The sequence below is a fragment of the Streptomyces sp. NPDC032745 genome, from assembly GCF_055579465.1.
Genome location: NZ_JBVING010000017.1, coordinates 65568 through 88900 on the forward strand (window position 1 = coordinate 65568; position 23333 = coordinate 88900).

At 69.0% G+C, this 23333-nt stretch carries 19 protein-coding genes; 5 read left to right on the forward strand and 14 right to left on the reverse strand.

Translation table 11 applies throughout. The annotated features are described in order from the left end of the window. Window positions 1-31: 31 nt before the first annotated feature. Window positions 32-1318 (reverse strand): MFS transporter, encoded by a 1287-nt coding sequence (locus ACZ5WG_RS33635; protein WP_468728179.1) that lies wholly within the window; start codon window positions 1316-1318, stop codon window positions 32-34. 145 nt (window positions 1319-1463) lie between these two features. Here ACZ5WG_RS33635 and ACZ5WG_RS33640 point away from each other — a divergent pair, with 145 nt between their 5' ends. Then, the gene (locus ACZ5WG_RS33640) at window positions 1464-2459 is read left to right on the forward strand and encodes a LacI family DNA-binding transcriptional regulator (RefSeq protein ID WP_468728180.1); all 996 of its coding nucleotides are present in this window, start codon (window positions 1464-1466) and stop codon (window positions 2457-2459) included. 54 nt (window positions 2460-2513) lie between these two features. Here ACZ5WG_RS33640 and prcA read toward each other — a convergent pair whose 3' ends face one another. The 6 genes from prcA to arc all read right to left on the reverse strand — a co-directional run bounded on the left by prcA (window position 2514) and on the right by arc (window position 8663). Next, window positions 2514-3278, reverse strand: coding sequence for a proteasome subunit alpha (gene prcA / locus ACZ5WG_RS33645; RefSeq protein ID WP_468728182.1), 765 nt, complete (start codon window positions 3276-3278; stop codon window positions 2514-2516). Between the two features lie 45 nt (window positions 3279-3323). Continuing rightward, on the reverse strand, window positions 3324-4163 hold the full coding sequence (prcB, locus tag ACZ5WG_RS33650; RefSeq protein ID WP_266789484.1) for a proteasome subunit beta: 840 nt from the start codon (window positions 4161-4163) through the stop codon (window positions 3324-3326). Next, entirely contained in the window at window positions 4115-4708 is a 594-nt protein-coding gene (locus tag ACZ5WG_RS33655; RefSeq protein ID WP_468728184.1) for an endonuclease VII domain-containing protein, read from the reverse strand. Before ACZ5WG_RS33655 ends, prcB begins: the two co-directional genes overlap by 49 nt. A gap of 39 nt (window positions 4709-4747) precedes the next feature. Next, window positions 4748-4960, reverse strand: coding sequence for a ubiquitin-like protein Pup (locus tag ACZ5WG_RS33660; RefSeq protein WP_133898495.1), 213 nt, complete (start codon window positions 4958-4960; stop codon window positions 4748-4750). Between the two features lie 176 nt (window positions 4961-5136). Continuing rightward, a complete protein-coding gene (dop, locus tag ACZ5WG_RS33665; protein ID WP_030294331.1) occupies window positions 5137-6648 on the reverse strand; it encodes a depupylase/deamidase Dop in 1512 nt (503 codons plus the stop codon). A 248-nt stretch (window positions 6649-6896) separates the two neighbouring features. After that, complete coding sequence (arc, locus tag ACZ5WG_RS33670) at window positions 6897-8663, reverse strand: proteasome ATPase (protein WP_468728185.1); 1767 nt, start codon at window positions 8661-8663, stop codon at window positions 6897-6899. Between the two features lie 265 nt (window positions 8664-8928). Between arc and ACZ5WG_RS33675 the strand changes: the two genes are divergently transcribed. Further along, complete coding sequence (locus ACZ5WG_RS33675; protein WP_267000304.1) at window positions 8929-9249, forward strand: ferredoxin; 321 nt, start codon at window positions 8929-8931, stop codon at window positions 9247-9249. A gap of 4 nt (window positions 9250-9253) precedes the next feature. Here the strand turns inward: ACZ5WG_RS33675 and ACZ5WG_RS33680 are convergent, their stop codons facing one another. The 3 genes from ACZ5WG_RS33680 to ACZ5WG_RS33690 all read right to left on the reverse strand — a co-directional run bounded on the left by ACZ5WG_RS33680 (window position 9254) and on the right by ACZ5WG_RS33690 (window position 12477). Continuing rightward, window positions 9254-9856, reverse strand: a complete 603-nt coding sequence (locus tag ACZ5WG_RS33680) for a hypothetical protein (RefSeq protein ID WP_468728187.1) — start codon at window positions 9854-9856, stop codon at window positions 9254-9256. Window positions 9857-10059: 203 nt separating this feature from the next. Next, window positions 10060-10956 (reverse strand): tRNA (adenine-N1)-methyltransferase, encoded by an 897-nt coding sequence (locus ACZ5WG_RS33685; RefSeq protein ID WP_030016358.1) that lies wholly within the window; start codon window positions 10954-10956, stop codon window positions 10060-10062. Window positions 10957-10974: 18 nt separating this feature from the next. Then, on the reverse strand, window positions 10975-12477 hold the full coding sequence (locus tag ACZ5WG_RS33690) for a site-2 protease family protein (RefSeq protein ID WP_468728188.1): 1503 nt from the start codon (window positions 12475-12477) through the stop codon (window positions 10975-10977). On the opposite strand from ACZ5WG_RS33690, the gene ACZ5WG_RS33695 reads away from it, so the two are divergent. Next, window positions 12368-13282, forward strand: coding sequence for a RecB family exonuclease (locus tag ACZ5WG_RS33695; RefSeq protein WP_468728190.1), 915 nt, complete (start codon window positions 12368-12370; stop codon window positions 13280-13282). The genes ACZ5WG_RS33690 and ACZ5WG_RS33695 overlap by 110 nt on opposite strands. Window positions 13283-13347: 65 nt before the next feature. After that, window positions 13348-14022, forward strand: coding sequence for a response regulator (locus ACZ5WG_RS33700; RefSeq protein ID WP_468728191.1), 675 nt, complete (start codon window positions 13348-13350; stop codon window positions 14020-14022). Between the two features lie 86 nt (window positions 14023-14108). On the opposite strand, the gene ACZ5WG_RS33705 is transcribed toward ACZ5WG_RS33700, so the two are convergent. The 4 genes from ACZ5WG_RS33705 to metH form a co-directional block, all read right to left on the reverse strand. Further along, window positions 14109-15692, reverse strand: a complete 1584-nt coding sequence (locus tag ACZ5WG_RS33705) for an ABC transporter substrate-binding protein (RefSeq protein WP_468728193.1) — start codon at window positions 15690-15692, stop codon at window positions 14109-14111. Between the two features lie 81 nt (window positions 15693-15773). Then, window positions 15774-17378, reverse strand: coding sequence for an ABC transporter substrate-binding protein (locus ACZ5WG_RS33710; protein WP_468728194.1), 1605 nt, complete (start codon window positions 17376-17378; stop codon window positions 15774-15776). 480 nt (window positions 17379-17858) lie between these two features. Next, window positions 17859-18560 (reverse strand): HAD family hydrolase, encoded by a 702-nt coding sequence (locus tag ACZ5WG_RS33715; protein ID WP_468728196.1) that lies wholly within the window; start codon window positions 18558-18560, stop codon window positions 17859-17861. 113 nt (window positions 18561-18673) lie between these two features. Next, window positions 18674-22186 (reverse strand): methionine synthase, encoded by a 3513-nt coding sequence (gene metH, locus ACZ5WG_RS33720; RefSeq protein ID WP_468728198.1) that lies wholly within the window; start codon window positions 22184-22186, stop codon window positions 18674-18676. Between the two features lie 252 nt (window positions 22187-22438). Here metH and ACZ5WG_RS33725 point away from each other — a divergent pair, with 252 nt between their 5' ends. Continuing rightward, window positions 22439-23206 (forward strand): IclR family transcriptional regulator, encoded by a 768-nt coding sequence (locus ACZ5WG_RS33725; RefSeq protein ID WP_030294317.1) that lies wholly within the window; start codon window positions 22439-22441, stop codon window positions 23204-23206. The last annotated feature ends 127 nt before the right edge of the window (window positions 23207-23333 follow it).

Consider the following 23333-nt stretch of genomic DNA (forward strand, 5'->3'; position numbering starts at 1 on the left):
TCTGAAACCGGGTTCGTGAACGCCGTTTCGATCAGTTCCCGACGAGCCGCTCCGCCGGACCCCCCGCAGGGCCCTCCGCCACACCCCCGCCCGCGCCCTCGGCCGACCCCGACACCGAGCCCGCCACCGTACGGGTCCGGCCCGGAGCAGCCAGAACGCGCTGAGTCACCGTCAGAACCAGCAGCGCCGCCGCACCCGCGACACTCGCCACGCCGAACCCCGTCGCCGTACCGCCCAGTTCCACCGCCGGCCCGGCCGCAGCCGTACCGATCGCCGCACCCACCCCGAAGAACGTCACCAGCCACGAGAACGCCTCCGTCACCGTCCCCGCCGGAGCATGCCGGTCCACCACGATGAACGCACACGCCAGCGCAGGCGCCAGGAACACACCCGCCAGCGCCGCCAGCGCCGTCATCACCACCGGGCCCGGAACCAGCATCAGCGGCAGATAGCACACCGCCAGCAGCGCCACCAGCAGCCGCAGCCGCCGCTCCGGCGCACCCGGCCACTGCCGCGCCCCGTACGCCACCCCGCCGACCAGCGCACCCAGCCCCAGCGCCGCCATCAGCCAGCCGTACACCGCCTGGTTCCCGTGATCGTCGGCGTACGCCACACCCGCCACCGTGATCGAACCCAGCGCCATCCCCACGAAGAAGAACGAACCCAGCAGCGCCAGCAGCCCCCGCGAACGCAGCGCACCCAGCCAGTGCGCCTCACGCGGCGCCGAACGCCACGTACGCGAAGGCTCCGACACCACGACGGACAGCGCCCCCAGCACACCGATCGCATTGATCACCAGCAGCGCACCGGCCGGATCCCACAGCGCCACGCACAGCGTCACCAGCAGCGGCCCCACCGTGAACATGACCTCCTGGGCCACCGCGTCCATCGCGTACGCGGCGTGCACCCGCTCCTCCTTGCCGCCGAGCACACCCGGCCACAGCGCCCGCAGCCCGCCCTCCAGCGGCGGCGTGAACAGCCCCGCCACGACCACGGCCCCGTACGCGGCCGCCGCCGACCCGGTACCCGCCACCGCCAGCCACACCATGCCCAGAGCCGAGACCACGGCGGCCGGCAGCTGCACCCGCGGCTGCCCGAACAGGTCCACGGCACGGCCCAGCAGTGGCTGACCCACCGCGTTCGCCAGCCCGTACACCGCCGCCAGCGCGCCCGCCAGGCTGTAGCTGCCGCCCTCGGCACGCGTGAACAGCACGATCGCGATCGGCCCCGTGCCGTTCGGCAGCCGTCCCACGAGCGTGCCCACCAGCAGCCTCGCGGCGTGCCGGGTCCTGAGCAGCTCCGCGTATCCCGCGGCCATGACCGCCCCCTCCTGCCCGGAACCAGCCGGGAGTAATCAAGGTAATACGTATAACGTGACCCGTCATACGTACCATGGCCACACCACGGGGGTCCACCCGAAAGACCACACCACCCCCGCCCACCTCGCACTACAGGAGCACCGTGTGACGAGACCCACCAGCCGGGACGTGGCCACCGCCGCCGGGGTCTCCCAGGCCACCGTCTCCCTCGTCCTCGGCGACAAATGGCGCGGCCGCGTCTCCGAACGCACCGCCACCCACGTCCGCGAAGCCGCCACAGAACTCGGCTACCGGCCCAACCTCGCCGCCCGCAGCCTCCGCCTCGGCTCCACCCGCACCGCCCTCCTCGTCGTCCCCGCCCTCACCAACGAGTTCTTCGCCCGCGTCTACACCGGCGCCGCCCGCATCGCCGCCGAACACGGCTTCGGCGTCGTCCTCTACCCCTCCCCCGACGGCACCGGCCCCGCCCGCGACCCCTTCGCCTCCGCCCGCACCGCCCTCGACGGAGTCATCGCCTCCTCCATGGCCGCCCACGCCCTCGACGCCATCGGCGACGCCGCACTCCCCCTCGTCATGCTCGACAGCGACCCCACCGCCGGCCGCGCCGCCGCCCACGTCAACCTCGCCATGGCCGACGGAATGCGCCAGATCACCGAACACCTCCTCGCACTCGGCCACCGCCGCATCCTCCACCTCGCCTCCGCCGTCGACTCCTGGACCTTCGACATCCGCGCCAACACCCTCGCCACCCTCGTCAAGCCCCACGCCGAGCTGCGCACCGTACGGGCCCCGCTCACCGTCACCGACGCCCGTACGGCCATGGAAGCCGCCCTCGCAGCCCCCGAGGACCGGCCCACCGCCGTCGTCTGCGACGACGACATCCTCGCCGCCGGCACCTGCAAAGCCGCCCGCCGCCTCGGCCTGCGCATCCCCGACGACCTCTCCGTCACCGGCTTCGACGACCTCGCCCTCGCCACCGCCGTCGAACCCGAGCTCACCACCGTCCACCTGCCCGCCGAACGCGTCGGCGAACAGGGCATGGCCGCCCTCCTCGCCGTCCTCGAAGGCACCCCCTGGACCGCCCCCGACATCCCGGTCGACCTGATCGTCCGCGCCTCCACCGGCCCGGCCCCCGCCTGAAACACGAAGACGCCCCCGGCCGGAAGGCCAGGGGCGCCATTCGCACGTGGATCCCTACTCGGACTCGTCCTCGGGAGCCTCGTCGTTCGACACGGCATCGGCCTGCACGGCCGCCGTGACATCCGCCTCCAGCAACCGCGAAAGCTGCCGGCCCCGGATCCGCTTGAACTTCCGCTGCTGAGCCCGCGTCCGGTCCAGCACCGCAACCTCCAGCCGCTCCGCCGGAATCGCCTTGTCCGCACCGCTCGCCTGGCTGGACAGCGCCTGCACCGCCAGCTTCAGCGCCTCGGACAACGTCATCCCGTCCCGGTGACGCTGATCCAGGTACGTACTGATCTGCTCGGCATTGCCACCGACCGCGACCGAACCGTGCTCGTCCACGATCGAACCGTCGTGCGGCAGCCGGTAGATCTGGTCACCGGCGGCCGTCGCACCGACCTCGGCAACGACCAACTCCACCTCGTACGGCTTCTCACCGGCACTGGAGAAGATCGTGCCCAGCGTCTGCGCGTAGACGTTGGCCAGCCCACGGGCCGTCACATCGTCACGGTCGTACGTGTATCCACGCAGATCCGCGTAGCGCACACCGCCGATCCGCAGGTTCTCGTACTCGTTGTACTTGCCGGCGGCCGCGAAGCCGATCCGGTCGTAGATCTCGCTGAACTTGTGCAGCGCGCGGGACGGGTTCTCGCCGACGAACACGATGCCGTCGGCGTACTGAATCACGACAAGGCTGCGACCCCGGGCGATGCCCTTCCGGGCGTATTCCGCCCGGTCGGCCATGGCCTGCTGGGGTGAGACGTAGAACGGAGTCGACACCGGCTGTCCGTCCCTTTCTTCTGGGTCCTACAGGGCGACGGATGGTCAGAGCAGAGCGGCACGCGGGCCGTCGGGCTGCTCCAGACGACGGTTGGTGACCGTACGGGCGAGCTCCTGCGACTCCTCGTCGCTGAGCCTGCGGAATCCCTCGTCCGTGATGACGGTGACGATCGGGTAGATGTGGCGGTACAGGTCCGGCCCACCGGTCGCCGAGTCGTCGTCGGCCGCGTCGTACAGCGCCTGCACGACGAGGGTGGTGGCCTGCTCCTCCGTCAGGTCGGGGCGGTACAGCTTCTTCATGGAGCCGCGCGCGAAGATCGAGCCGGAACCGGTGGCGGCGAAGCCGTGCTCCTCGGAGCGGCCGCCGGTCACGTCGTAGGAGAAGATCCGGCCCTTCTCCTTGCCCTCGTCCCAGCCGGCGAACAGCGGCACGACGGCCAGCCCCTGCATCGCCATCCCCAGATTGCTCCGGATCATGGTCGACAGCCGATTGGCCTTGCCCTCGAGGGAGAGGGTCGCCCCCTCCACCTTCTCGAAGTGCTCCAGCTCCAGCTGGAACAGCTTCACCATCTCCACGGCCAGGCCGGCCGTACCGGCGATGCCCACCGCGGAGTACTCGTCGGCCGGGAACACCTTCTCGATGTCCCGCTGCGCGATCATGTTCCCCATGGTCGCCCGCCGGTCACCGGCGAGCACGACCCCGCCGGGGAAGGTGGTCGCCACGATGGTCGTCCCGTGCGGCGCCTCGACGACGCCCTCGGGCAGCTTCCGGTTCCCCGGCAGCATCTCGGGCGAGTGCGCGCCCAGGAAGTCCATGAAGGACGACGACCCCGGCGTCAGGAAGGCTGCCGGTAGACGCCCTGTGCCACGATTGTTGGCTTCCACGCGTGTCCCTCCAGGTATGCGATGGCCCGACGCAGAGTGTCGGGATCGTCTCCCAACTTGCCGATGGCCGAGTTGCAGTTGAAGCACAGTACGCCTCGGACCCTACCCGTCTCATGGCAGTGATCCACATGCACGGCCGGAGCCCGTAGGCAGATGCAGCAGAGCCCGTCTTGCGCTTCGATCATTTCGTCACGTTGAGCCTCGGTGATGCCGTACGAACGCTTGAGATGACCGGCTCGCCCCTCGGCGGCACGACACACCTTGCACCGTGTCGACAGGCCGTCCGAAGCGGTCGCATTCCGATGCCACTCAGAATGCGGCTTGACTTCTCCGCAGCGAAGGCAATGTTTGTGCCCCTCCGGAACCTCCACCCTGGGACGCACCGTTCGCCCGTCGGCGATCTGTCGGTTGCGGTGGTAGTCGGCCATACATTCACGGCATTCACGTTGAAGGCCGTCCATGTTCGACCGCTTGATGGCGAAGGCCGCGCGCGGCTTCTCCTCACCACACCGCGCGCAGCGCTTCGATTCCGGCCTCGCAAGCACCCACCCCACCCCTTGCCTCCGATTCGAAGGTCAAATGGCTTACTGGCCACCTTTTTGCACGAAGGAGCGCACGAAGTCCTCGGCGTTCTCCTCCAAGACGTCGTCAATCTCGTCCAGTACGGAGTCGACGTCGTCGGAGAGCTTCTCCTGGCGCTCCTTGAGGTCGGTCGATTCTTCGACCGCCGCCTCCTCGACCTCCTCGGTCGAGCGCTGCGCCTTCTGCTGTCCGCCGCCGGTGTCCTTGGTCGCCATGTCTACCTCACCCCGCTCGGTTCGCACGCTCACGGCGAGGGACCCCGGGAATTCGGGATCCCTCAAGATCAGACCTTACGTCGGACCCTACAAGGAGGGTCCGGCATTCGTCCCCGCACTTTCATTAACGTGCGGGCTTTCTCATGATTCCCGGACCGGAGGACTTTCAGCCCCGTTCACTGCCCCGAAAGCACCCGCACCAGGTCCTCCGCCGTGCGGCAGCGGTCCAGGAGCTCCTTCACGTGCTTGCGGGTACCCCGCAGGGGTTCCAGCGTCGGGACCCGCTGGAGGGAGTCGCGGCCCGGGAGGTCGAAGATCACCGAGTCCCACGAGGCCGCGGCGACGTCGTCCGCGTACTGCTCCAGGCACCGGCCCCGGAAATACGCCCGGGTGTCCTCCGGCGGCTTGCCCTGGGCGCGCTCCACCGCCGGCTCCTCCACCAGCCGCTTCATCTTGCCGCGGGCCACCAGGCGGTTGTACAGGCCCTTCTCGGGCCGTACGTCCGCGTACTGGAGGTCCACCAGGTGGAGCCGGGCGGCGTCCCAGCCGAGTCCGTCCCGCCTCCGGTAGCCCTCGAGGATCTCGCGCTTCGCGATCCAGTCGAGCTCTCCCGACAGGCTCATCGGGTCGCTCTCGAGCCGGCCGAGCACGTCCTCCCAGCGGACCAGCACGTCCTTGGTCTGCTCGTCGGCGTCGGAGCCGAAACGCTCGTCCACGTACTTCCTGGCCAGCTCGAAGTACTCCATCTGGAGTTGTACGGCGGTCAGGGTGCGGCCGCTGCGCAGCGTGATCAGGTGTTGCAGGTCGGGGTCGTGGGAGACCTGGTGCAGGGTGCGCACCGGCTGGTCGACGGCCAGGTCGACGTTGATGAAGGAGTCCTCGATCATCGAGAGGACGAGGGCGGTGGTGCCGAGCTTGAGGTACGTCGAGATCTCGGAGAGGTTGGCGTCGCCGATGATCACGTGCAGCCGGCGGTACTTCTCGGCGTCCGAGTGCGGCTCGTCGCGGGTGTTGATGATGGGGCGCTTGAGTGTGGTCTCGAGGCCGACCTCGACTTCGAAGTAGTCCGCGCGCTGGCTGATCTGGAAGCCGTGCTCGCGGCCGTCCTGGCCGATGCCCACGCGTCCCGCGCCGGTCACGACCTGGCGGGAGACGAAGAAGGGGGTGAGGTGGCGCACGATCTCCGAGAAGGGGGTTTCCCGCTTCATCAGGTAGTTCTCGTGCGTGCCGTAGGAGGCGCCCTTGTTGTCGGTGTTGTTCTTGTAGAGGTGGATGGGCTGGGCTCCGGGGAGCTGGGCTGCGCGTACGGCCGCCTCGGCCATGATCCGTTCGCCGGCCTTGTCCCAGAGGACGGCGTCGAGCGGGTTGGTGATCTCCGGGGAGCTGTATTCGGGGTGCGCGTGGTCGACGTAGAGCCGTGCGCCGTTGGTGAGGATGACGTTGGCGAGGCCGATGTCCTCGTCGGTGAGCTGGCTGTTGTCGGCGGCCTCGCGGGCGAGGTCGAAGCCGCGGGCGTCCCGCAGCGGATTCTCCTCCTCGAAGTCCCAGCGGGCGCGTCGCGCCCGGTGCATCGCCGCCGCGTAGGCGTTGACGATCTGGGACGAGGTGAGCATGGCATTGGCGTTCGGGTGGCCCGGGACGGAGATCCCGTACTCCGTCTCGATTCCCATTACTCGCCGTACGGTCATGCGGCCCTCCTTGCCCGGCGGCGCTCCCGTTCGGGAGCGGCGCTCAAGTACCGCTGGTGCTCCGGTGCGTGTGCGGTGCCCGTCCCCGCACTGCGCGACCGGCGGTACGGAAGAGCCTAGAACCACTCCGCGCTGGTGGGGAGATCATTTCAGTCATTGACTTTGCCCCGTCACCGGCTGAAAAGAGCAGTCGGTAAAGCAGTCGGCTGCGGGTGCCCGGTGAGGGCATCCGCAGCCGCCCTGTTCGATCAGAGGTACTGACCGGTGTTTGCCACCGTGTCGATGGAGCGTCCGGTGTCTGCGCCCTGCTTTCCGGTGACGAGGGTGCGGATGAAGACGATCCGCTCGCCCTTCTTTCCGGAGATCCGGGCCCAGTCGTCCGGGTTGGTGGTGTTGGGCAGGTCTTCGTTCTCCTTGAACTCGTCCACGCAAGCCTGGAGGAGGTGGGCGACGCGAAGGCCCTTCTGGTTGTGCTCGAGGAAGGCCTTGATGGCCATCTTCTTCGCACGGTCCACGATGTTCTGGATCATGGCGCCGGAGTTGAAGTCCTTGAAGTAGAGGACTTCCTTGTCGCCGTTGGCGTACGTGACCTCGAGGAAGCGGTTCTCCTCGGTTTCGGCGTACATCTGCTCGACGACGGTCTGGATCATGCTGTGGACGGCGACCTCGGGCGAGCCGGAGTGCTCGGAGAGGTCGTCGCTGTGGAGCGGCAGCGAGGCCTTGAGGTACTTGGCGAAGATGTCCCTGGCCGCTTCGGCGTCGGGGCGCTCGATCTTGATCTTCACGTCGAGCCGGCCGGGGCGCAGGATGGCCGGGTCGATCATGTCCTCGCGGTTGGAGGCGCCGATGACGATGACGTTCTCCAGGCCTTCCACGCCGTCGATCTCGGCGAGCAGCTGGGGGACGATGGTGTTCTCCACGTCCGAGCTGACTCCGGATCCGCGGGTGCGGAAGAGGGATTCCATCTCGTCGAAGAAGACGATGACGGGGGTGCCCTCGCTCGCCTTCTCGCGGGCACGCTGGAAGACGAGGCGGATGTGCCGCTCGGTCTCGCCGACGTACTTGTTGAGGAGTTCGGGGCCCTTGATGTTCAGGAAGTAGGACTTCCCGGCGGGCTGGCCGGTCACCTCGGCGACCTTCTTGGCAAGGGAGTTGGCCACGGCCTTGGCGATGAGCGTCTTGCCGCAGCCGGGGGGGCCGTAGAGCAGGATGCCCTTGGGGGGCCGCAGTTCGTGCTCTTTGAAGAGGTCGGGGTAGAGGTACGGGAGCTCGACCGCGTCGCGGATCAGCTCGATCTGGTCGCCCAGGCCGCCGATCTTGCTGTAGTCGATGTCGGGGACCTCTTCGAGGACGAGTTCTTCGACCTCGCTCTTGGGGACGACCTCGTAGACGTAGCCGGAGCGGGGTTCGAGCAGGAGGGCGTCGCCGGGGCGGATGGTGATGTCCAGGAGCGGCTCGGCGAGCCTCACCACCCTTTCCTCGTCGGTGTGCCCGACCACCAGGGCGCGCTCGCCGTCCTCGAGGATTTCCTTGAGGGTGACGATGTCCCCGGCCCGTTCGAACTCCATGGCCTCGACCACGTTGAGGGCCTCGTTGAGCATGACCTCCTGGCCTCGCCGGAGGTCTTCCGGTTCGACGCTGGGGCTGACGTTCACGCGGAGCTTTCGGCCGCCGGTGAAGATGTCGACGGTGCCGTCTTCGTTCGACTGAAGGAAGACACCGAAGCCGGCCGGCGGCTGTGCGAGCCGGTCGACTTCCTCCTTGAGGGCGACGATCTGGTCGCGGGCCTCACGGAGCGTATTTGCCAGTCGCTCGTTTTGTGCGGAGACGCCGGCCAGGTTTGTCTGGAGCTCGACGATCCGCTCTTCGAGAATCCTCGTGTGTCGCGGAGAGTCGGCGAGCTTACGTCGCAGGACGGCGATTTCCTGCTCGAGATAGGCAACCTGACCGGCGGGGTCCTCAGACCCTCGCCCCGGCCGGATGCCGCGGTTGTTGTCGTCGTCGTGGGCTGCCACGGTCCTCACCTCCTCCAAGGGGAGCTGGACGCTTCCTGACCCTACCTGGGCTGGTGGTGATTGAAACCCCTAGATCACAAAGACGGTAGGGGTGTGTCCGATCTTCACCCTTGCGTACTCCCTCACGCCAAGGAAATACCCACCCATCAACATCGGAAAGCGGCCGGTTGTAAGGTCGAACTGTTCAACACCCGTCAGGGCTCGCGCGACTTGCCGCGGGCTCGTGGCGGAAACGGATCACTGAGCGCAGGGAACGGCAGGAGATATGACCGTGCAGCAGGAGGCTTCCGCGGGCGGCGGTGGGCAGGCCGGCGAGCCGCTGGAGGTCTGGATCGACCAGGACCTCTGCACCGGCGACGGGATCTGCGTCCAGTACGCGCCGGAGGTGTTCGAGCTGGACATCGATGGTCTGGCGTACGTGAAGAGCCCGGAGGACGAGCTGCTGGTGGACGCGGGGGCGACCACTCCGGTTCCTTTGACGCTGCTGCAGGACGTGGTGGACTCGGCGAAGGAATGCCCGGGTGACTGCATCCATGTGAGGCGTGTTTCGGACAGGGTCGAGGTGTACGGCCCCGACGCGGAGTGACGGTTCAAACACTCCTGGCGTCTGAGTTCGTCAGCTCCTGGCGGAATTTTCCGCCGCTCCAGCGCCACTTGGCGAGCTGTTTCACGTCGGGGCTGTAGCGCGGCACCTCGGGTGAGGAGTAGCCGAGGAGACTGGCGGTGACGACTCCGTCGCGGATGGTGAGGTCGGTGGCGGTCTGTCGTTTTCCGGCCTCGAGGAGGGTGGCGACGACCCTGGGTGCGGCGCCGGGGGTCTTGTCCTGGGTGAGTACGTAGATCGCGTGGGGCGGGGTGCCGGAGCCGGAGTCGCAGCGGACGGCGGCGACGGTTTCGGGGCGGCCGTCGCCGTCGAGGTCGCCCTGGGCGGTGGCGGTGACGGCCACGGGGAGGCCCTTGCAGTCCAGGGGGTAGGTGGCCCCGGCCGGGTCGGGGGCGGTGGCCTGGGGGGCCTGGGGGCCGTTTGCGGGGGCCGTGGTGTGGCCGGTGGCGGCCGCGTCGGGCTGGAGGAGTCCTGCGGCGGCTATGACGGCGGCCATGGCGGTGGCCGTGGCGAGCCAGTGGAGGGGCCCGGCGCTGTTGTGCGCGAGGGTTTCGAGTGTCGGCGTCAGCTCGGAGGGGCGGTGCGGCACGCGGGGTGTCTCCTGTGCGAACGGTGACGGGGAGCCAGCATCGTGCCACACCTCACACGGGGGTGGAACGGCCGGGTCCGCGTCGGCGGGGCCGGTGTGGAGGACAACGAAAAGGCGCTGTGGCGCAGTTCCCGGGTCGTTCGGGGAACTGCGCCACAGCGCCTTGGTGTTGGGTGGGGCCGGGCGGCCTCGGTCTCCGGTGTCTAGGCGGACCGGTCGCTGCCGGGTCCGTCGTAGTCCTCGCCGTAGGCGCCCTTGGCGGGGCGGCGGCGGCGCATCGGGGGCTCGACGCCGTCCGCGAGGCGGCGGGCGGTGACGAGGAAGCCGGTGTGGCCGATCATCCGGTGGTCCGGGCGGACGGCGAGGCCTTCCACGTGCCAGTTGCGGATCATCGATTCCCAGGGCTGCGGCTCGGCGAAGCAGCCGATCTCGCGGATGGACTCGACGGTCTTGGACAGCTGGGTGGTGGTGGCCACGTAGCAGCAGAGGATGCCGCCGGGGACGAGGGCCTTGGAGACGGCCTCCAGGCATTCCCAGGGGGCGAGCATGTCGAGGATCACGCGGTCGACGTCGGTGTCGGACAGGTTGTCCTGGAGGTCGCCGACGGTCAGCTGCCACGCGGGGTGGGGGCCGCCGAAGTAGCGCTCGACGTTGGCGGTGGCGATCTCGGCGAAGTCCGCGCGGCGCTCGTAGCTGTGGAGCATGCCCTGGTCGCCGATGGCGCGCAGCAGGAAGCTGCTCAGGGAGCCGGAGCCGACGCCTGCTTCCACGACGCGGGCGCCGGGGAAGATGTCGGCGAAGGCCAGGATCTGGCCTGCGTCCTTGGGGTAGACCACGGCGGCACCGCGGGGCATGGACAGGACATAGTCGGGGAGCAGGGGGCGCAGCGCGAGGTACGCGACGTTCCCCGTGGTACGGACAACACTGCCCTCGGGAGCACCGATCAGCTCGTCGTGCGGGAAGGAACCCTTGTGGGTGTGGAAATTCTTCCCTGCTTCGAGCGTGAACGTGTAGTGGCGGCCCTTGGGGTCGGTGAGCTGAACCTGGTCCCCGACCTCGAAGGGCCCGCGTCGGCGGGCGGCACCGGTCGGTTCGGACATGTGACCAGTGTATTGGCTTCAGGACTGGGGCCGCGCCATGGCCTTCACGAAGGCCCTTTCGACGTCGAGGGTGGACAGGACGCCGTAGATCTCGCCGCCGGGTTCGACGACGAGGTATTCGGTGGCGGGGGTGGCGCGGAGGTGGTCGAGGAGTTCTTCGCCGGAGAGTTCCGCGGAGACCTTCATTCCGTCGGTGAGCTCTTGCGCGAGGGTGCTGACGTCGACCCAGGGGCGGCGGTGTTCGGGGACGGAGGCGATGGCGGTCTCGCGGACGATGGAGACGGGTTCTCCGTGGCCGTCGACGATGACGATGGCGCGGGCGCCTGCTTGGACGGCGCGGCGCAGGGCTTCGGAGAGGGGGGTGGTGTTCTCGACGGGGACGGCGCGGCGGGTGAGGGTGCGGGCGCGGAGTTCGGGGAGGTGTTCGCGAAGGCGGGCCATGCGCAGGCTGTTTCCGGCGCCGGTCCAGATGATGGCGGCGAGGATCGCGGCGAGCAGGGCGTCCATGACGGTGTTCATTCCGGTCGACTCGCCGGCACCGGTGCCGGAGCCGAGGATGCCGGTGTGGGTGATCATCGGCAGGCCGAGGAGGACGGCGACGGCGAGGGCGCGGCCGACCCAGGCGGCGGCGATGGTGCCGGCCATGGGTTTGCCGGTGATGCCCCAGATGACGGCGCGGAGCATGCGGCCGCCGTCGAGGGGGAGGCCGGGGAGCAGGTTGAAGGCGGCGACGAGCAGGTTGGAGATCATCAGGCCGGCGAGGAGGACGCCGGGGACGCTGGCGGGGTCGACGAGTTCCATGCCGAGGTAGAAGGCGCCGGTGAGGAGGAGCGAGAGGAGGGGGCCGACGAAGGCGAGGACGAATTCGCGGCCGGGGGTCTCGGATTCCTTCTCGATCTCGGAGACTCCGCCGAAGAACTGGAGCTGGATGCGTCGTACGGGGAGTTTGAAGCGGAGGGCGGCGACGGTGTGGGCGAGTTCGTGGACGAGGACGGAGGCGTAGAAGGCGACGGCGAAGAAGAGGGAGACGAGGTAGCGGGCGGGTCCGAGGTCGGGCAGGACGCGGTCGAGCTGGTTGCCGAAGACCCAGGTGATGAGGGCGGCGACGAGGAACCAGCTGGGCGAGACGTAGACGGGGACGCCGAAGGGGCGGCCCATGAGGATGCCGCCGCCCGGTCCGGGGCGCTTGGCTGCGCGCTCGCCGGTTTCGTCGGTGTCTGCCACGGGTGTCCTTCGTTCGGTGCTGTCCGGCGGGTTGCGGCCGGCGGTGCTTTCAGTGTGGTTCAGGTGCACGGTCGGTGCGGGGCGGGGTGCGTGGTGGCGCGGTGTGATGCTCCGATCATGCAGTGCGAGGGGGCTCGGCGTCGATGGTATGCGCGCGCTGTCGGTGGCGGGTCGTAGGGTTTTGTCCATGACGACGAGCCCCGGTCCGGTTCCTGGCGCAGCCGATGCCGATGCCGATGCAGCGCCGAGCGCTGTGGCGCCTTCTTCGCTGTCCCCTTCGCGGGCGAGCGATTTCATGCAGTGCCCGCTGCTGTACCGGTTCCGGGTGATCGACAGGCTGCCGGAGAAGCCGAGTGCCGCGGCGACGCGGGGCACGCTGGTGCATGCGGTGCTGGAGCGGTTGTTCGACCATCCGGCGCAGGAGCGGACGGCGCCGCGGGCGAAGGCGCTGGTTCCGGGGCAGTGGGACCGGTTGCTGGAGTCGAAGCCGGAGCTGGTGGAGCTGTTCCCGGAGGGGGACGAGGGGGCGGGGCTGGCGCGTTGGCTGACGGAGGCCGAGGCGCTGGTGGAGCGGTGGTTCACGCTGGAGGACCCGACGCGGCTGGAGCCGGTGGAGCGGGAGTTCTTCGTGGAGACGGAGCTGGAGTCGGGGCTGCGGCTGCGCGGGATCATCGACCGGGTGGACGTGGCTCCGTCGGGCGAGGTGCGGATCGTCGACTACAAGACGGGCAAGGCTCCGCGGCCGGAGTACGCCGAGGGTGCGCTGTTCCAGATGAAGTTCTACGCGCTGGTGGTGTGGCGGCTGAAGCAGGTGGTGCCGCGGCGGCTGCAGCTGGTGTATCTGGGCAGTGGTGACGTGCTGACGTATGACCCGGTGATCGCGGATCTGGAGCGGGTGGAGCGCAAGCTGCTTGCGCTGTGGGAGGCGATCAAGGAGGCGACGGAGACGGGTGACTGGCGGCCGCGTCCGACGAAGCTGTGCGGCTGGTGTGATCATCAGGCGGTGTGTCCGGAGTTCGGGGGGACTCCCCCGGCCTATCCTCTGATGATCATCCCGAGGCCGGGGGCGGAGGCGGGGGCGGGCCGCCCCGAGGAATCCTGACGGGCCGGTCGGGGCAGAATGGGCGGCGTCCGTCGTTGCCGCCGTACGAATACGAGGTACACCCCGTGGCGATCCGCGTCCTACTGGTCGACGACCAGCCGCTGCTGCGCACCGGCTTCCGGATGATCCTGGAGGCCGAACAGGACCTGGCGGTTGTCGGGGAGGCCGGGGACGGTCTGCAGGCGCTGGACCAGGTGCGGGCGCTGCAGCCCGATGTGGTGCTGATGGACATCCGGATGCCCCGGATGGACGGGGTGGAGGCGACGCGGCAGATCACCGGTCCCGGCCGGGACGGGCCGGCGAAGGTGCTCGTGCTGACCACGTTCGATCTGGACGAGTACGTGGTGGAGGCGCTGCGGGCGGGGGCGAGCGGGTTCCTGCTGAAGGATGCGCCGGCCAATGAGCTGGTGCAGGCGATCCGGGTGGTGGCGGGCGGCGAGGCGATGCTGGCGCCGAGCATCACCCGGCGGCTGCTGGACAAGTACGCGGGCCACTTGCCGTCGGGCGAGGACAGTGTGCCGGACGTCTTGGGGACTCTGACCGAGCGGGAGGTCGAGGTGCTGAAGCTGGTGGCGCGGGGCCTGTCGAACGCGGAGATCGCGGCGGATCTGTTCGTGAGCGAGACGACGGTGAAGACGCATGTGGGGCACGTGCTGACGAAGCTGGGCCTGCGCGACCGGGTCCAGGCGGCGGTGTACGCGTACGAGAGCGGTCTGGTGCGGCCGGGCGCGGGGCAGTAGCGCGCCACCGGGCCGGCCGGGAGCAGCCGAAGGGGCCGGCAGCCGCATCGTGCGGCTGCCGGCCCCTTCGCCGTACCGGGTACGGGTCAGCCCTTGCTGATCTCCCAGAAGCGGAAGACGGTGGAGGCGTCCAGCGACCACTGCAGGCCCGTCACGTTCTGGCGGGTGACGGCGTACTGCTTGCCCTGCCAGAGCGGGAGGATCGGGACTTCGTCGGCGACGATGTCCTGGAGGCGGTTGTAGTCGACGGTGGCCGCGGTGCGGTCGGACTTCGTGGAGGTCGACGGGATGATGGTCCCGGTGATCTCCTTGTTGTCGTAGTTGTTGCGCAGGACGTTGTCCGGGCCGAAGAACGGCTGCGTGAAGTTGTCGGCGTCCGGGTAGTCGGGGACCCAGCCCTTCACGTACACGCCGTACTTGCCGTCCTGGATGTCCTTCTCGTACTGCCCGAACTCGACGGACTTGACGTCGGCCTCGAAGAGCCCGCTGTCGTTGAGCTGCTTGGCGATGAGCTGGAATTCCTGGTCCGTGGACGGGCCGTAGCGGGTGGGCGTCGAGTACAGGGTGATCTTCACCTTGTCCTTGATGCCGGCGGCGCGCAGGACGGCTTCGGCCTTCTTCGGCTGCGGGCTGCCGCCGTAGCGGTCGAAGAAGGCGGTGTTGTGGGAGCCGATGCCGGCCGGGACGATCGAGTACAGCGAGGTCGCGGTGCCGTCGTAGACGTCCTTGACGAGCGCTTCGCGGTCGACGAGGTAGGCGATGGCCTTGCGGATGGGGAGCTTTCCGGCGACCGGGTCGTTCATGTTGAAGACGAGGTGCTCGACTTCGGCGCCGGTGCCCTGGACGACCTCGACCTTGTGGTCCCCGGTCTTGGTGGAGGACAGGCTCGCGATGTCCTTGGCGGCGAGGCCGCGGAAGGCGAAGTCGACCTCGCCGCTTTCCAGGACCCTCTTGAGGGCGGCCTGGTCCTCGTTGAAGAACTTGAGGGTGACGCCGGTGTTCTTGGCCTTGGCCTTGCCGCTGTAGGAGTCGTTGACGGAGAAGCTGGCGCTCTTCTCGTTCATCGAGTCCAGCTTGTAGACGCCGGAGCCGACGGCCTTGCCGTCGGTGCGGAGCTTGTCGGCCGGGTACTCGCTGTGGTCGACGATGGAGCCCGCACCCGATGCGATCTTGCTGGGGAAGGTCGCGTCGGACGTCTTGAGGCGGAAGACGACGGTCTTGTCGTCGGGGGTGTCGATGCCGGCGATCGACGACAGCATCACGGAGGGGCCGTTGGCGTCATTGATCTTCAGCGTGCGCTCGAAGGAGAACTTGACGTCCTTCGAGGTGAGGGCGTGGCCGTTGCTGAACTTCAGGCCGGTGCGCAGGGTGCACTTGTAGAGCTTGCTGTCGCCGCCTTCGAAGCTGCAGGCCTGGGCGGCGTCGGGCTCGGGGGTGGTTCCGCCCTTGGGGAAGCTCAGCAGGGACTGGAAGACGTTGTTGAAGAGCAGCCAGGACCCCGGGTCGTAACCCGATGCGGGGTCAGTGGACTTCACCTTGTCGGATATCCCCATGACCACACCCTTGCCGCCGCCGGCGGTGGGGCTGCCGGTCGAACCGCAACCGCTGAGCAGCGCGGCGGCGGTGGCTGCGCCGAGCGGGGCCGCCAACCACTGGTTACGTCGATTCACGCGAACGTCCTTCACAGTCTCACTGTTTCGTTCCGCCGGCCTGCGACACCCGCCGCCGGTTGCTGCCGGTTGCTGCCGGTCTCAGCCGCTGACACCGCGGCCGAGCTCCCACAGCTGGAGGTCGGAGATGGCGTTGACCGACCACTCCACTCCGGTGATCCCGTCGCGTGCGGCGACGTACTGCTTGCCCTGCCACAAAGGCAGGACGGGCACGTCCTCGGCGACGATGTCCTGCATCTCCGTGATCGCGGGGACGGCGACGTTGCGGTCGACGGCGCGCCGGGAGTCGGGGACGAGCTTGGTGCGCACCGCGGCGTTGGCGTACGGCGTGCCCAGGAAGTTGTCCTGCTCCAGGAAGGGAGCGAGGAAGTTGTCGGCGTCGGGGTAGTCGGGGAACCAGCCGAGCCCGTAGGCGGCGTAGTCGCCCTTCTTCTGCGCGGGCCGGAATTCGGACCAGTCGGAGCCCTGGACGGTGACGTCGAACAGCTGGGTGGAGTTCAGCTGGTTCTTCAGGGTCTCGAACTCGGTGGCCGTGCCGTCGCCGTAGTGGTCCTTGGTGTAGTTCAGCGTCAGCTTGACCGGGGTCTTGATCCCGGCGTTCTTCAGCAGGTCGGCGGCCTTCGCGGTGTTGGCTTCGCCGTACTTGTTGAAGAAGGAGTTGACGTGGCCCGTCAGGGTGGTGGGGACCAGCGAGTACAGGGGCTGCGCGGACTTGCCGTAGACCTTGTCGATGATCGCGTTGCGGTCGACGGCTGCGGCGAGGGCCTGCCGTACGGCCTTGTCCTTGACCGCCGGGGCCTCGGTGTTGAAGCCGATGTAGCGGATCTCCAGGCCGGGCATCGGGACCAGCTTGACGCCCTTGGGCGGCTTGGCGGCGAACTCGGTGATCTGGGCGGGCGACAGGGTGCGGGAGACCATGTGGATGGACCCGGCGGTGAGTGCCTTGCCCATGGCCGCGGAGTCTTTGAAGGTGCGCAGTTCGACCTTGTCGTTCTGCAGCTTGAGGTCGCCCTTGTAGTGCGGGTTCTTGCTGAAGACGGCGCGGACGAGGTGGTTGTCCTTGACCTCGGCCTTCATCGTGTACGGGCCGGAGCCGTCGACGGAGAAGCCCTCGCGGAGCTTCTTGGCGTCGTAGTTCTTCTCGCTCACGATGCCGGCGGCGGGGGTGGAGAGCTTTTGCGGGAAGGTCGCGTCCGGGGTCTTCAGGTGGAAGACGACGGTGTCGGCGGCCTTCACCTCGACGGTGTCGACGGTGGAGAGCAGCGAGGAGGGGCCGTTCTCGTCCTTGATGGCGAGGACGCGCTCGATGGAGAACTTGACGTCCTTCGCGGTGAGCGGCTCGCCGTTGGCGAACTTGAGGTCGGGCCGCAGGGTGCAGCGGTAGCTCTCGTTGCCGGTGTCGGTGAAGCGGCAGTCGGAGGCTGCTTCGGGGACGGGCTGGCCGCCGCCGCGGGGGGTGTGCATCAGCGTCTGGACGGTCTGCCGCAGGACGTTCCAGGCGCCGGCGTCGTAGGCGTAGGCCGGGTCGAACGGTGCGGGAGCGTAGTCGGCCGCCTCGAACCGGTCGGTGGTGCCGACGACGATCGCTCCGGATCCTGCTCCGCCTCCGCTCGTGCTGCCGCATGCGGCGAGCGCGGGGGTGAGCAGTCCGGCCGCAGCCGTCAGCACCAGGGTCTTGCGGTTCATGCTGGAAGTACTCCCTTGACCGGCACTTGCTCAAAGCGGCGTAAAGGGCACTTCGCGGCGGTCGCCCGTTCAGGGCGGAACGATCGGGCCGGTGTTGTGACGATCGGTCCACGCGGTCCGGGCACATGGGTGTGCGTCCGGGACCGCAGCGGTGCGGCGTAGTGCCCGCGTCGACATTAGTGGCCTGGGACGGGATGGCTTGAACTGGCAGGACTTGGGGCGTAATCGCACGGTGATGGGTGCGGACTGCCTGTCCATGTGGGAGTCACCGCAGATTCGGTCAGGAGCTGATCAATCCGGACACAAGGGAAGCTTTCCGGGCCCCCGGACAGGTCCGTAGGGGGCTTGGCGCGTGACAAAGGTCACCCGGGACAACCGCCAGGGAAAGGATGGAATTTCAGCCTCCGGGCCATGGAACGGAAGATCCTTCCGCGGGACCTCGGTCCCGCCGGGTTTCCGTTCGGCACTGAGCGTGCGCGATCAGTTCATCGGAGTGATCAGGGAGCGCAGGAACGGAAGGTCGACGTCCTCCAGCGAGCCGACGATCGCCCGGCCCGGGGCGGGGGCGATGACGCCGACCGAGGGGACGGCCACGACCCGGCAGCCGGCGGCCTCGGCGGAGGCGACGCCGGTCGCGGTGTCCTCGATGACCGCGCAGCGCGAGGGGTGCGCGCCGAGGGTGCGGGCGGCCAGCAGGTACGGGTCGGGGTGCGGCTTGGTGCGGGCCACCTCGTCGCCGGCCACGCTCAGCGCGAACCGCTCGGGGCCGAGCGAGCGCAGCACCCGGTCGATGACACGTCGGTGCGAGGCGGAGACGAGGGCGGTGGGCACGTTGTGCCGGGCCAGCTCGGCGAGCAGCCGCTCGGCGCCCGGCATCAGCGGCACCTGGTCGGCGATCCGCGCCTCGAAGCGCTCGTTGAGCAGGACGCTCAGCTCCGAAAGGGTGATGGCGGCGCCGGTGGACTCGATGAGGAAGGCGGCGCTGCGGGTCATGGGCCCGCCGACGACGATGTCGCGCCAGGCCTCGTCGAGCCGGTGGCCGAGCTCGCCGAAGACGTCCACCTCGATCTCCCACCAGAAGCCCTCGGTGTCGACGAGGGTGCCGTCCATGTCGAGCAGCACCGCCTGCAGGGCATGCCCGTCGGCCGTACGGGCGACGGGCGCGGGAACGGTGCTGGTCATCCGGCACACCTCTCTCAGGGGACGAGAAGGCCGGCCGCCTCTTCCCCATGGGGCATTCCCCGGGGAACAGGCGACCGGCCTGTATGGGACCGACAAGTGTACGTCGGTCCGCGTCAGCGTGCGTTGAAATACTTCGCTTCGGGGTGGTGGATGACGATCGCGTCGGTGGACTGCTCCGGGTGGAGCTGGAACTCCTCGGAGAGGTGGACGCCGATCCGCTCCGGCTGGAGGAGGTCGGCGATCTTGGCGCGGTCCTCCAGGTCGGGGCAGGCGCCGTAGCCGAGCGAGAAGCGGGCGCCGCGGTACTTGAGGTCGAACATGTCCTCGACCGCGGCCGGGTCCTCGCCGCCGAAGCCGAGCTCGGCGCGGACACGCGCGTGCCAGTACTCGGCCATGGCCTCGGCGAGCTGCACCGACAGGCCGTGCAGCTCCAGGTACTCGCGGTAGGAGTCGGATTCGAACAGCTTGGCCGTGGCCTCGCCGATCCTCGACCCGACGGTGACCACCTGGAGGCCGACCACGTCGGTCTCGCCGGACTCCTCCGGGCGGAAGAAGTCGGCGAGGCACAGGCGGCGGCCGCGGCGCTGGCGCGGGAAGGTGAAGCGGGTCCGCTCGTTCCCGTCGTCGTCGAGGATGATCAGGTCCTCGCCCTTGGAGACGCAGGGGAAGTACCCGTAGACGACCGCGGCCTCGAGCAGGTTCTCGGTGTGCAGCTTGTCGAGGAGGCCGCGCAGCCGCGGCCGGCCCTCGCTCTCGACGAGCTCCTCGTACGTGGCCCCGCCGGCGCGGGCCTGCTTGAGGCCCCACTGGCCCTTGAACAGGGCGCCCTCGTCGAGCCAGGAGGCGTAGTCCTTGAGCGGGATGCCCTTGACCACGCGGGTGCCCCAGAACGGCGGGGCCGGGACCGGGTTGTCGATCGCGACGTCGGAGCGGCCGCCCGTCTCCTCGGGCTCCTCCGCCCGGAGGACCGCGGTGTCCCGCTTGGCCACCCGGCGCTGCTTCAGCTCGGGCAGGGAGGCGCCCGGCACGCCGCGCTTGACGGCGATCAGGGCGTCCATCAGGCGCAGGCCCTCGAAGGCGTCGCGGGCGTAGCGGACCTCGCCCTCGTAGATCTCGTGGAGGTCCTGTTCGACGTAGGCGCGGGTCAGGGCGGCGCCGCCGAGGATGACCGGGTAGTCGGCCGCCAGCTTGCGCTGGTTGAGCTCCTCCAGGTTCTCCTTCATGATCACGGTCGACTTCACGAGCAGCCCGGACATGCCGATCACGTCGGCCTTGTGCTCCTGCGCGGCCTCCAGGATCGCGGAGACCGGCTGCTTGATGCCGATGTTGACGACGTTGTAGCCGTTGTTGGTGAGGATGATGTCGACGAGGTTCTTGCCGATGTCGTGGACGTCTCCGCGGACGGTGGCGAGGACGATGGTGCCCTTGCCCTCGTCGTCGGTCTTCTCCATGTGCGGTTCGAGGTAGGCGACCGCCGTCTTCATGACCTCGGCGGACTGCAGGACGAACGGCAGCTGCATCTGACCGGAGCCGAACAGCTCGCCGACGACCTTCATGCCCTCCAGGAGGGTGTCGTTGACGATGTCCAAGGCCGGACGGGTCCGGAGGGCCTCGTCGAGGTCGGCCTCCAGGCCGTTCTTCTCACCGTCGATGATCCGGCGCTGGAGCCGCTCGTCCAGCGGCAGCGCCATGAGCTCCTCGGCGCGGCCGGCCTTCAGCGACTTGGTGTTGACGCCCTCGAAGAGGGCCATCAGCTTCTGCAGCGGGTCGTAGCCCTCGGCACGGCGATCGTAGATCAGGTCGAGGGCGGTGCTGACCTGCTCGTCGTCGAACCGGGCGATGGGCAGGATCTTCGACGCGTGGACGATCGCCGAGTCCAGGCCCGCCTTGACGCACTCGTCGAGGAAGACCGAGTTCAGCAGCACCCGGGCGGCCGGGTTCAGGCCGAAGGAGATGTTCGAGAGGCCGAGCGTGGTCTGGACGTCCGGGTGGCGGCGCTTGAGCTCGCGGATCGCCTCGATCGTGGCGATGCCGTCGCCCCGGGACTCCTCCTGACCGGTGCAGATCGTGAAGGTCAGGGTGTCGATGAGGATGTCCGACTCGTTGATGCCCCAGTTGCCGGTCAGGTCGTCGATCAGCCGTTCGGCGATGGCGACCTTGTGCTCGGCGGTGCGGGCCTGGCCCTCCTCGTCGATGGTCAGCGCGATCAGCGCGGCGCCGTGCTCCTGCGCCAGACGGGTGACCTTGGCGAAACGCGACTCCGGGCCGTCACCGTCCTCGTAGTTGACGGAGTTGATGACGGCGCGCCCGCCGAGCTTCTCCAGGCCGGCCTGGATGACGGGAACCTCGGTGGAGTCCAGGACGATCGGCAGCGTCGAGGCCGTCGCGAACCGGCCGGCGAGCTCCTTCATGTCGGCGACGCCGTCGCGGCCCACGTAGTCCACGCACAGGTCGAGCATGTGCGCGCCCTCGCGGATCTGGTCGCGGGCCATCTCGACGCAGTCGTCCCAGCGGGCCTCCAGCATCGCCTCGCGGAACTTCTTCGACCCGTTCGCGTTCGTCCGCTCCCCGATCGCCATGTACGAGGTGTCCTGCCGGAACGGGACCGTCTGGTAGAGCGAGGACGCGCCGGGCTCCGGCCGGGGCTCGCGGACGGCCGGGTCCAGGGCGCGGACCCGCTCGACGACCTGGCGCAGGTGCTCGGGGGTCGTACCGCAGCAGCCGCCGACGAGGGAGAGCCCGTACTCGCGGACGAAGGTCTCCTGGGCGTCGGCGAGCTCGGGAGCGGACAGCGGGTAGTGCGCGCCGTTCTTGCCGAGGACGGGCAGGCCGGCGTTCGGCATGCAGGAGAGCGGAACGCGCGAGTGCCGCGCCAGGTAGCGCAGGTGCTCGCTCATCTCGGCGGGGCCGGTGGCGCAGTTCAGGCCGATCATGTCGATGCCGAGCGGCTCCAGCGCGGTGAGCGCGGCGCCGATCTCGGAGCCCAGGAGCATGGTGCCGGTGGTCTCGACGGTCACGGAGCAGATCAGCGGGACCGAGACGCCGAGCGCCTCCATCGCGCGCCGGGCGCCGATGATGGAGGACTTGGTCTGGAGGAGGTCCTGGGTGGTCTCGACGAGCAGGGCGTCGGCCCCGCCGGAGATCAGGCCCTCGGCGTTGACCTGGTACGCGTCGCGGATCGTCGCGTAGTCGATGTGGCCGAGGGTGGGCAGCTTGGTGCCGGGGCCCATCGAGCCCAGCACCCAGCGCTGCTGCCCGCTCTTCGCGGTGTACTCGTCGGCGACCTCACGGGCGATCCGGGCGCCGGACTCCGACAGCTCGAAGTTGCGTTCGGGGATGTCGTACTCGGCGAGTGCCGCGAAGTTCGCCCCGAAGGTGTTGGTCTCGACGCAGTCCACGCCCACCGCGAAGTACGCGTCGTGCACCGTGCGCACGATGTCGGGGCGGGTGACGTTCAGGACCTCGTTGCAGCCCTCCAGCTGCTGGAAGTCCTCCATCGAGGGGTCCTGCGCCTGGAGCATCGTTCCCATGGCTCCGTCGGCGACGACCACGCGGGTCGCGAGCGCCTCTCGGAGGGCGTCGGCCCTGGTCTGGGTGTCAGCGGGCGGGTTCGGCAACGAGGCCATGGTTGAGCTCCCTGGGATGCGACGGCTGTCGGCTTTGCACCCTTGCTGTGTCAAGGGTGCACGCGGTCAGGGTAACCGCGCGGCACCAACCCCGGTGGGGGTGTCCCACGTGGCGGACTGCATTCTGTGCGCGGGGGTCTGCCAGGGGTGTCCTGGTCGACGGAGGCCTGAACAGTTGCCCAACCATGCACAAGGTCGACATCGACCGATACTGTTCAGCATTGTCGAACTACGTCAGCAGGAGGCTGCGCGATGGCACGGAACATCCAGTCGCTCGAACGAGCCGCTGCGATGCTGCGACTCCTGGCGGGCGGCGAGCGCCGGCTGGGCCTTTCGGACGTGGCCAGTTCGCTGGGCCTGGCCAAGGGCACGGCGCACGGGATCCTGCGCACGCTGCAGGCCGAGGGCTTCGTGGAGCAGGACCCCGCCTCGGGCCGGTACCAGCTGGGCGCGGAGCTGCTGCGCCTGGGCAACAGCTATCTGGACGTGCACGAGCTGCGGGCCCGCGCGCTGGTCTGGACGGATGATCTGGCCCGGGCGAGCGGCGAGAGCGTCTACGTGGGCGTACTCCACAAGAGCGGGGTGCTGATCATGCACCACGTGTTCCGTCCGGACGACAGCCGTCAGGTGCTGGAGGTGGGCGCCATGCAGCCGCTGCACTCCACGGCCCTGGGCAAGGTCCTTTCGGCGTACGACCCGGTCGCCCATACGGAGGCACTGGAGGCGGAGCGCGAGGCGTTCACCCCCCGGACGGTCACGGACGGCGCGGGCTTCGAGGAGGTCCTCGACCTGACCCGGGCGCGCGGCTGGGCCGCGGACGTCGAGGAGACCTGGGACGGCATCGCCTCGGTGGCGGCGCCGATCCACGACCGGCGCCGCATGCCGGTGGGCGCGGTGGCGGTCGCGGGGGCCGTGGAGCGGGTGTGCGGGGAGTCCGGGGAGCCCCGGGCGAGCCTCGTGGCGTCCGTACGGGACTGTGCGCGCGCTGTTTCACGCGACCTCGGCGCGGGCCGGTTCTAGGCCCCTTCCAGCGGCTTCCAGCCACCGCCTGGCCGCTTTCTGCCCTCTTTTCGCCATATCCCGGCCATCTGATGGCCGGGTTTGGCTGATCGTACCTAGTGGTAACGATCCGACACTTTGGCCTGGC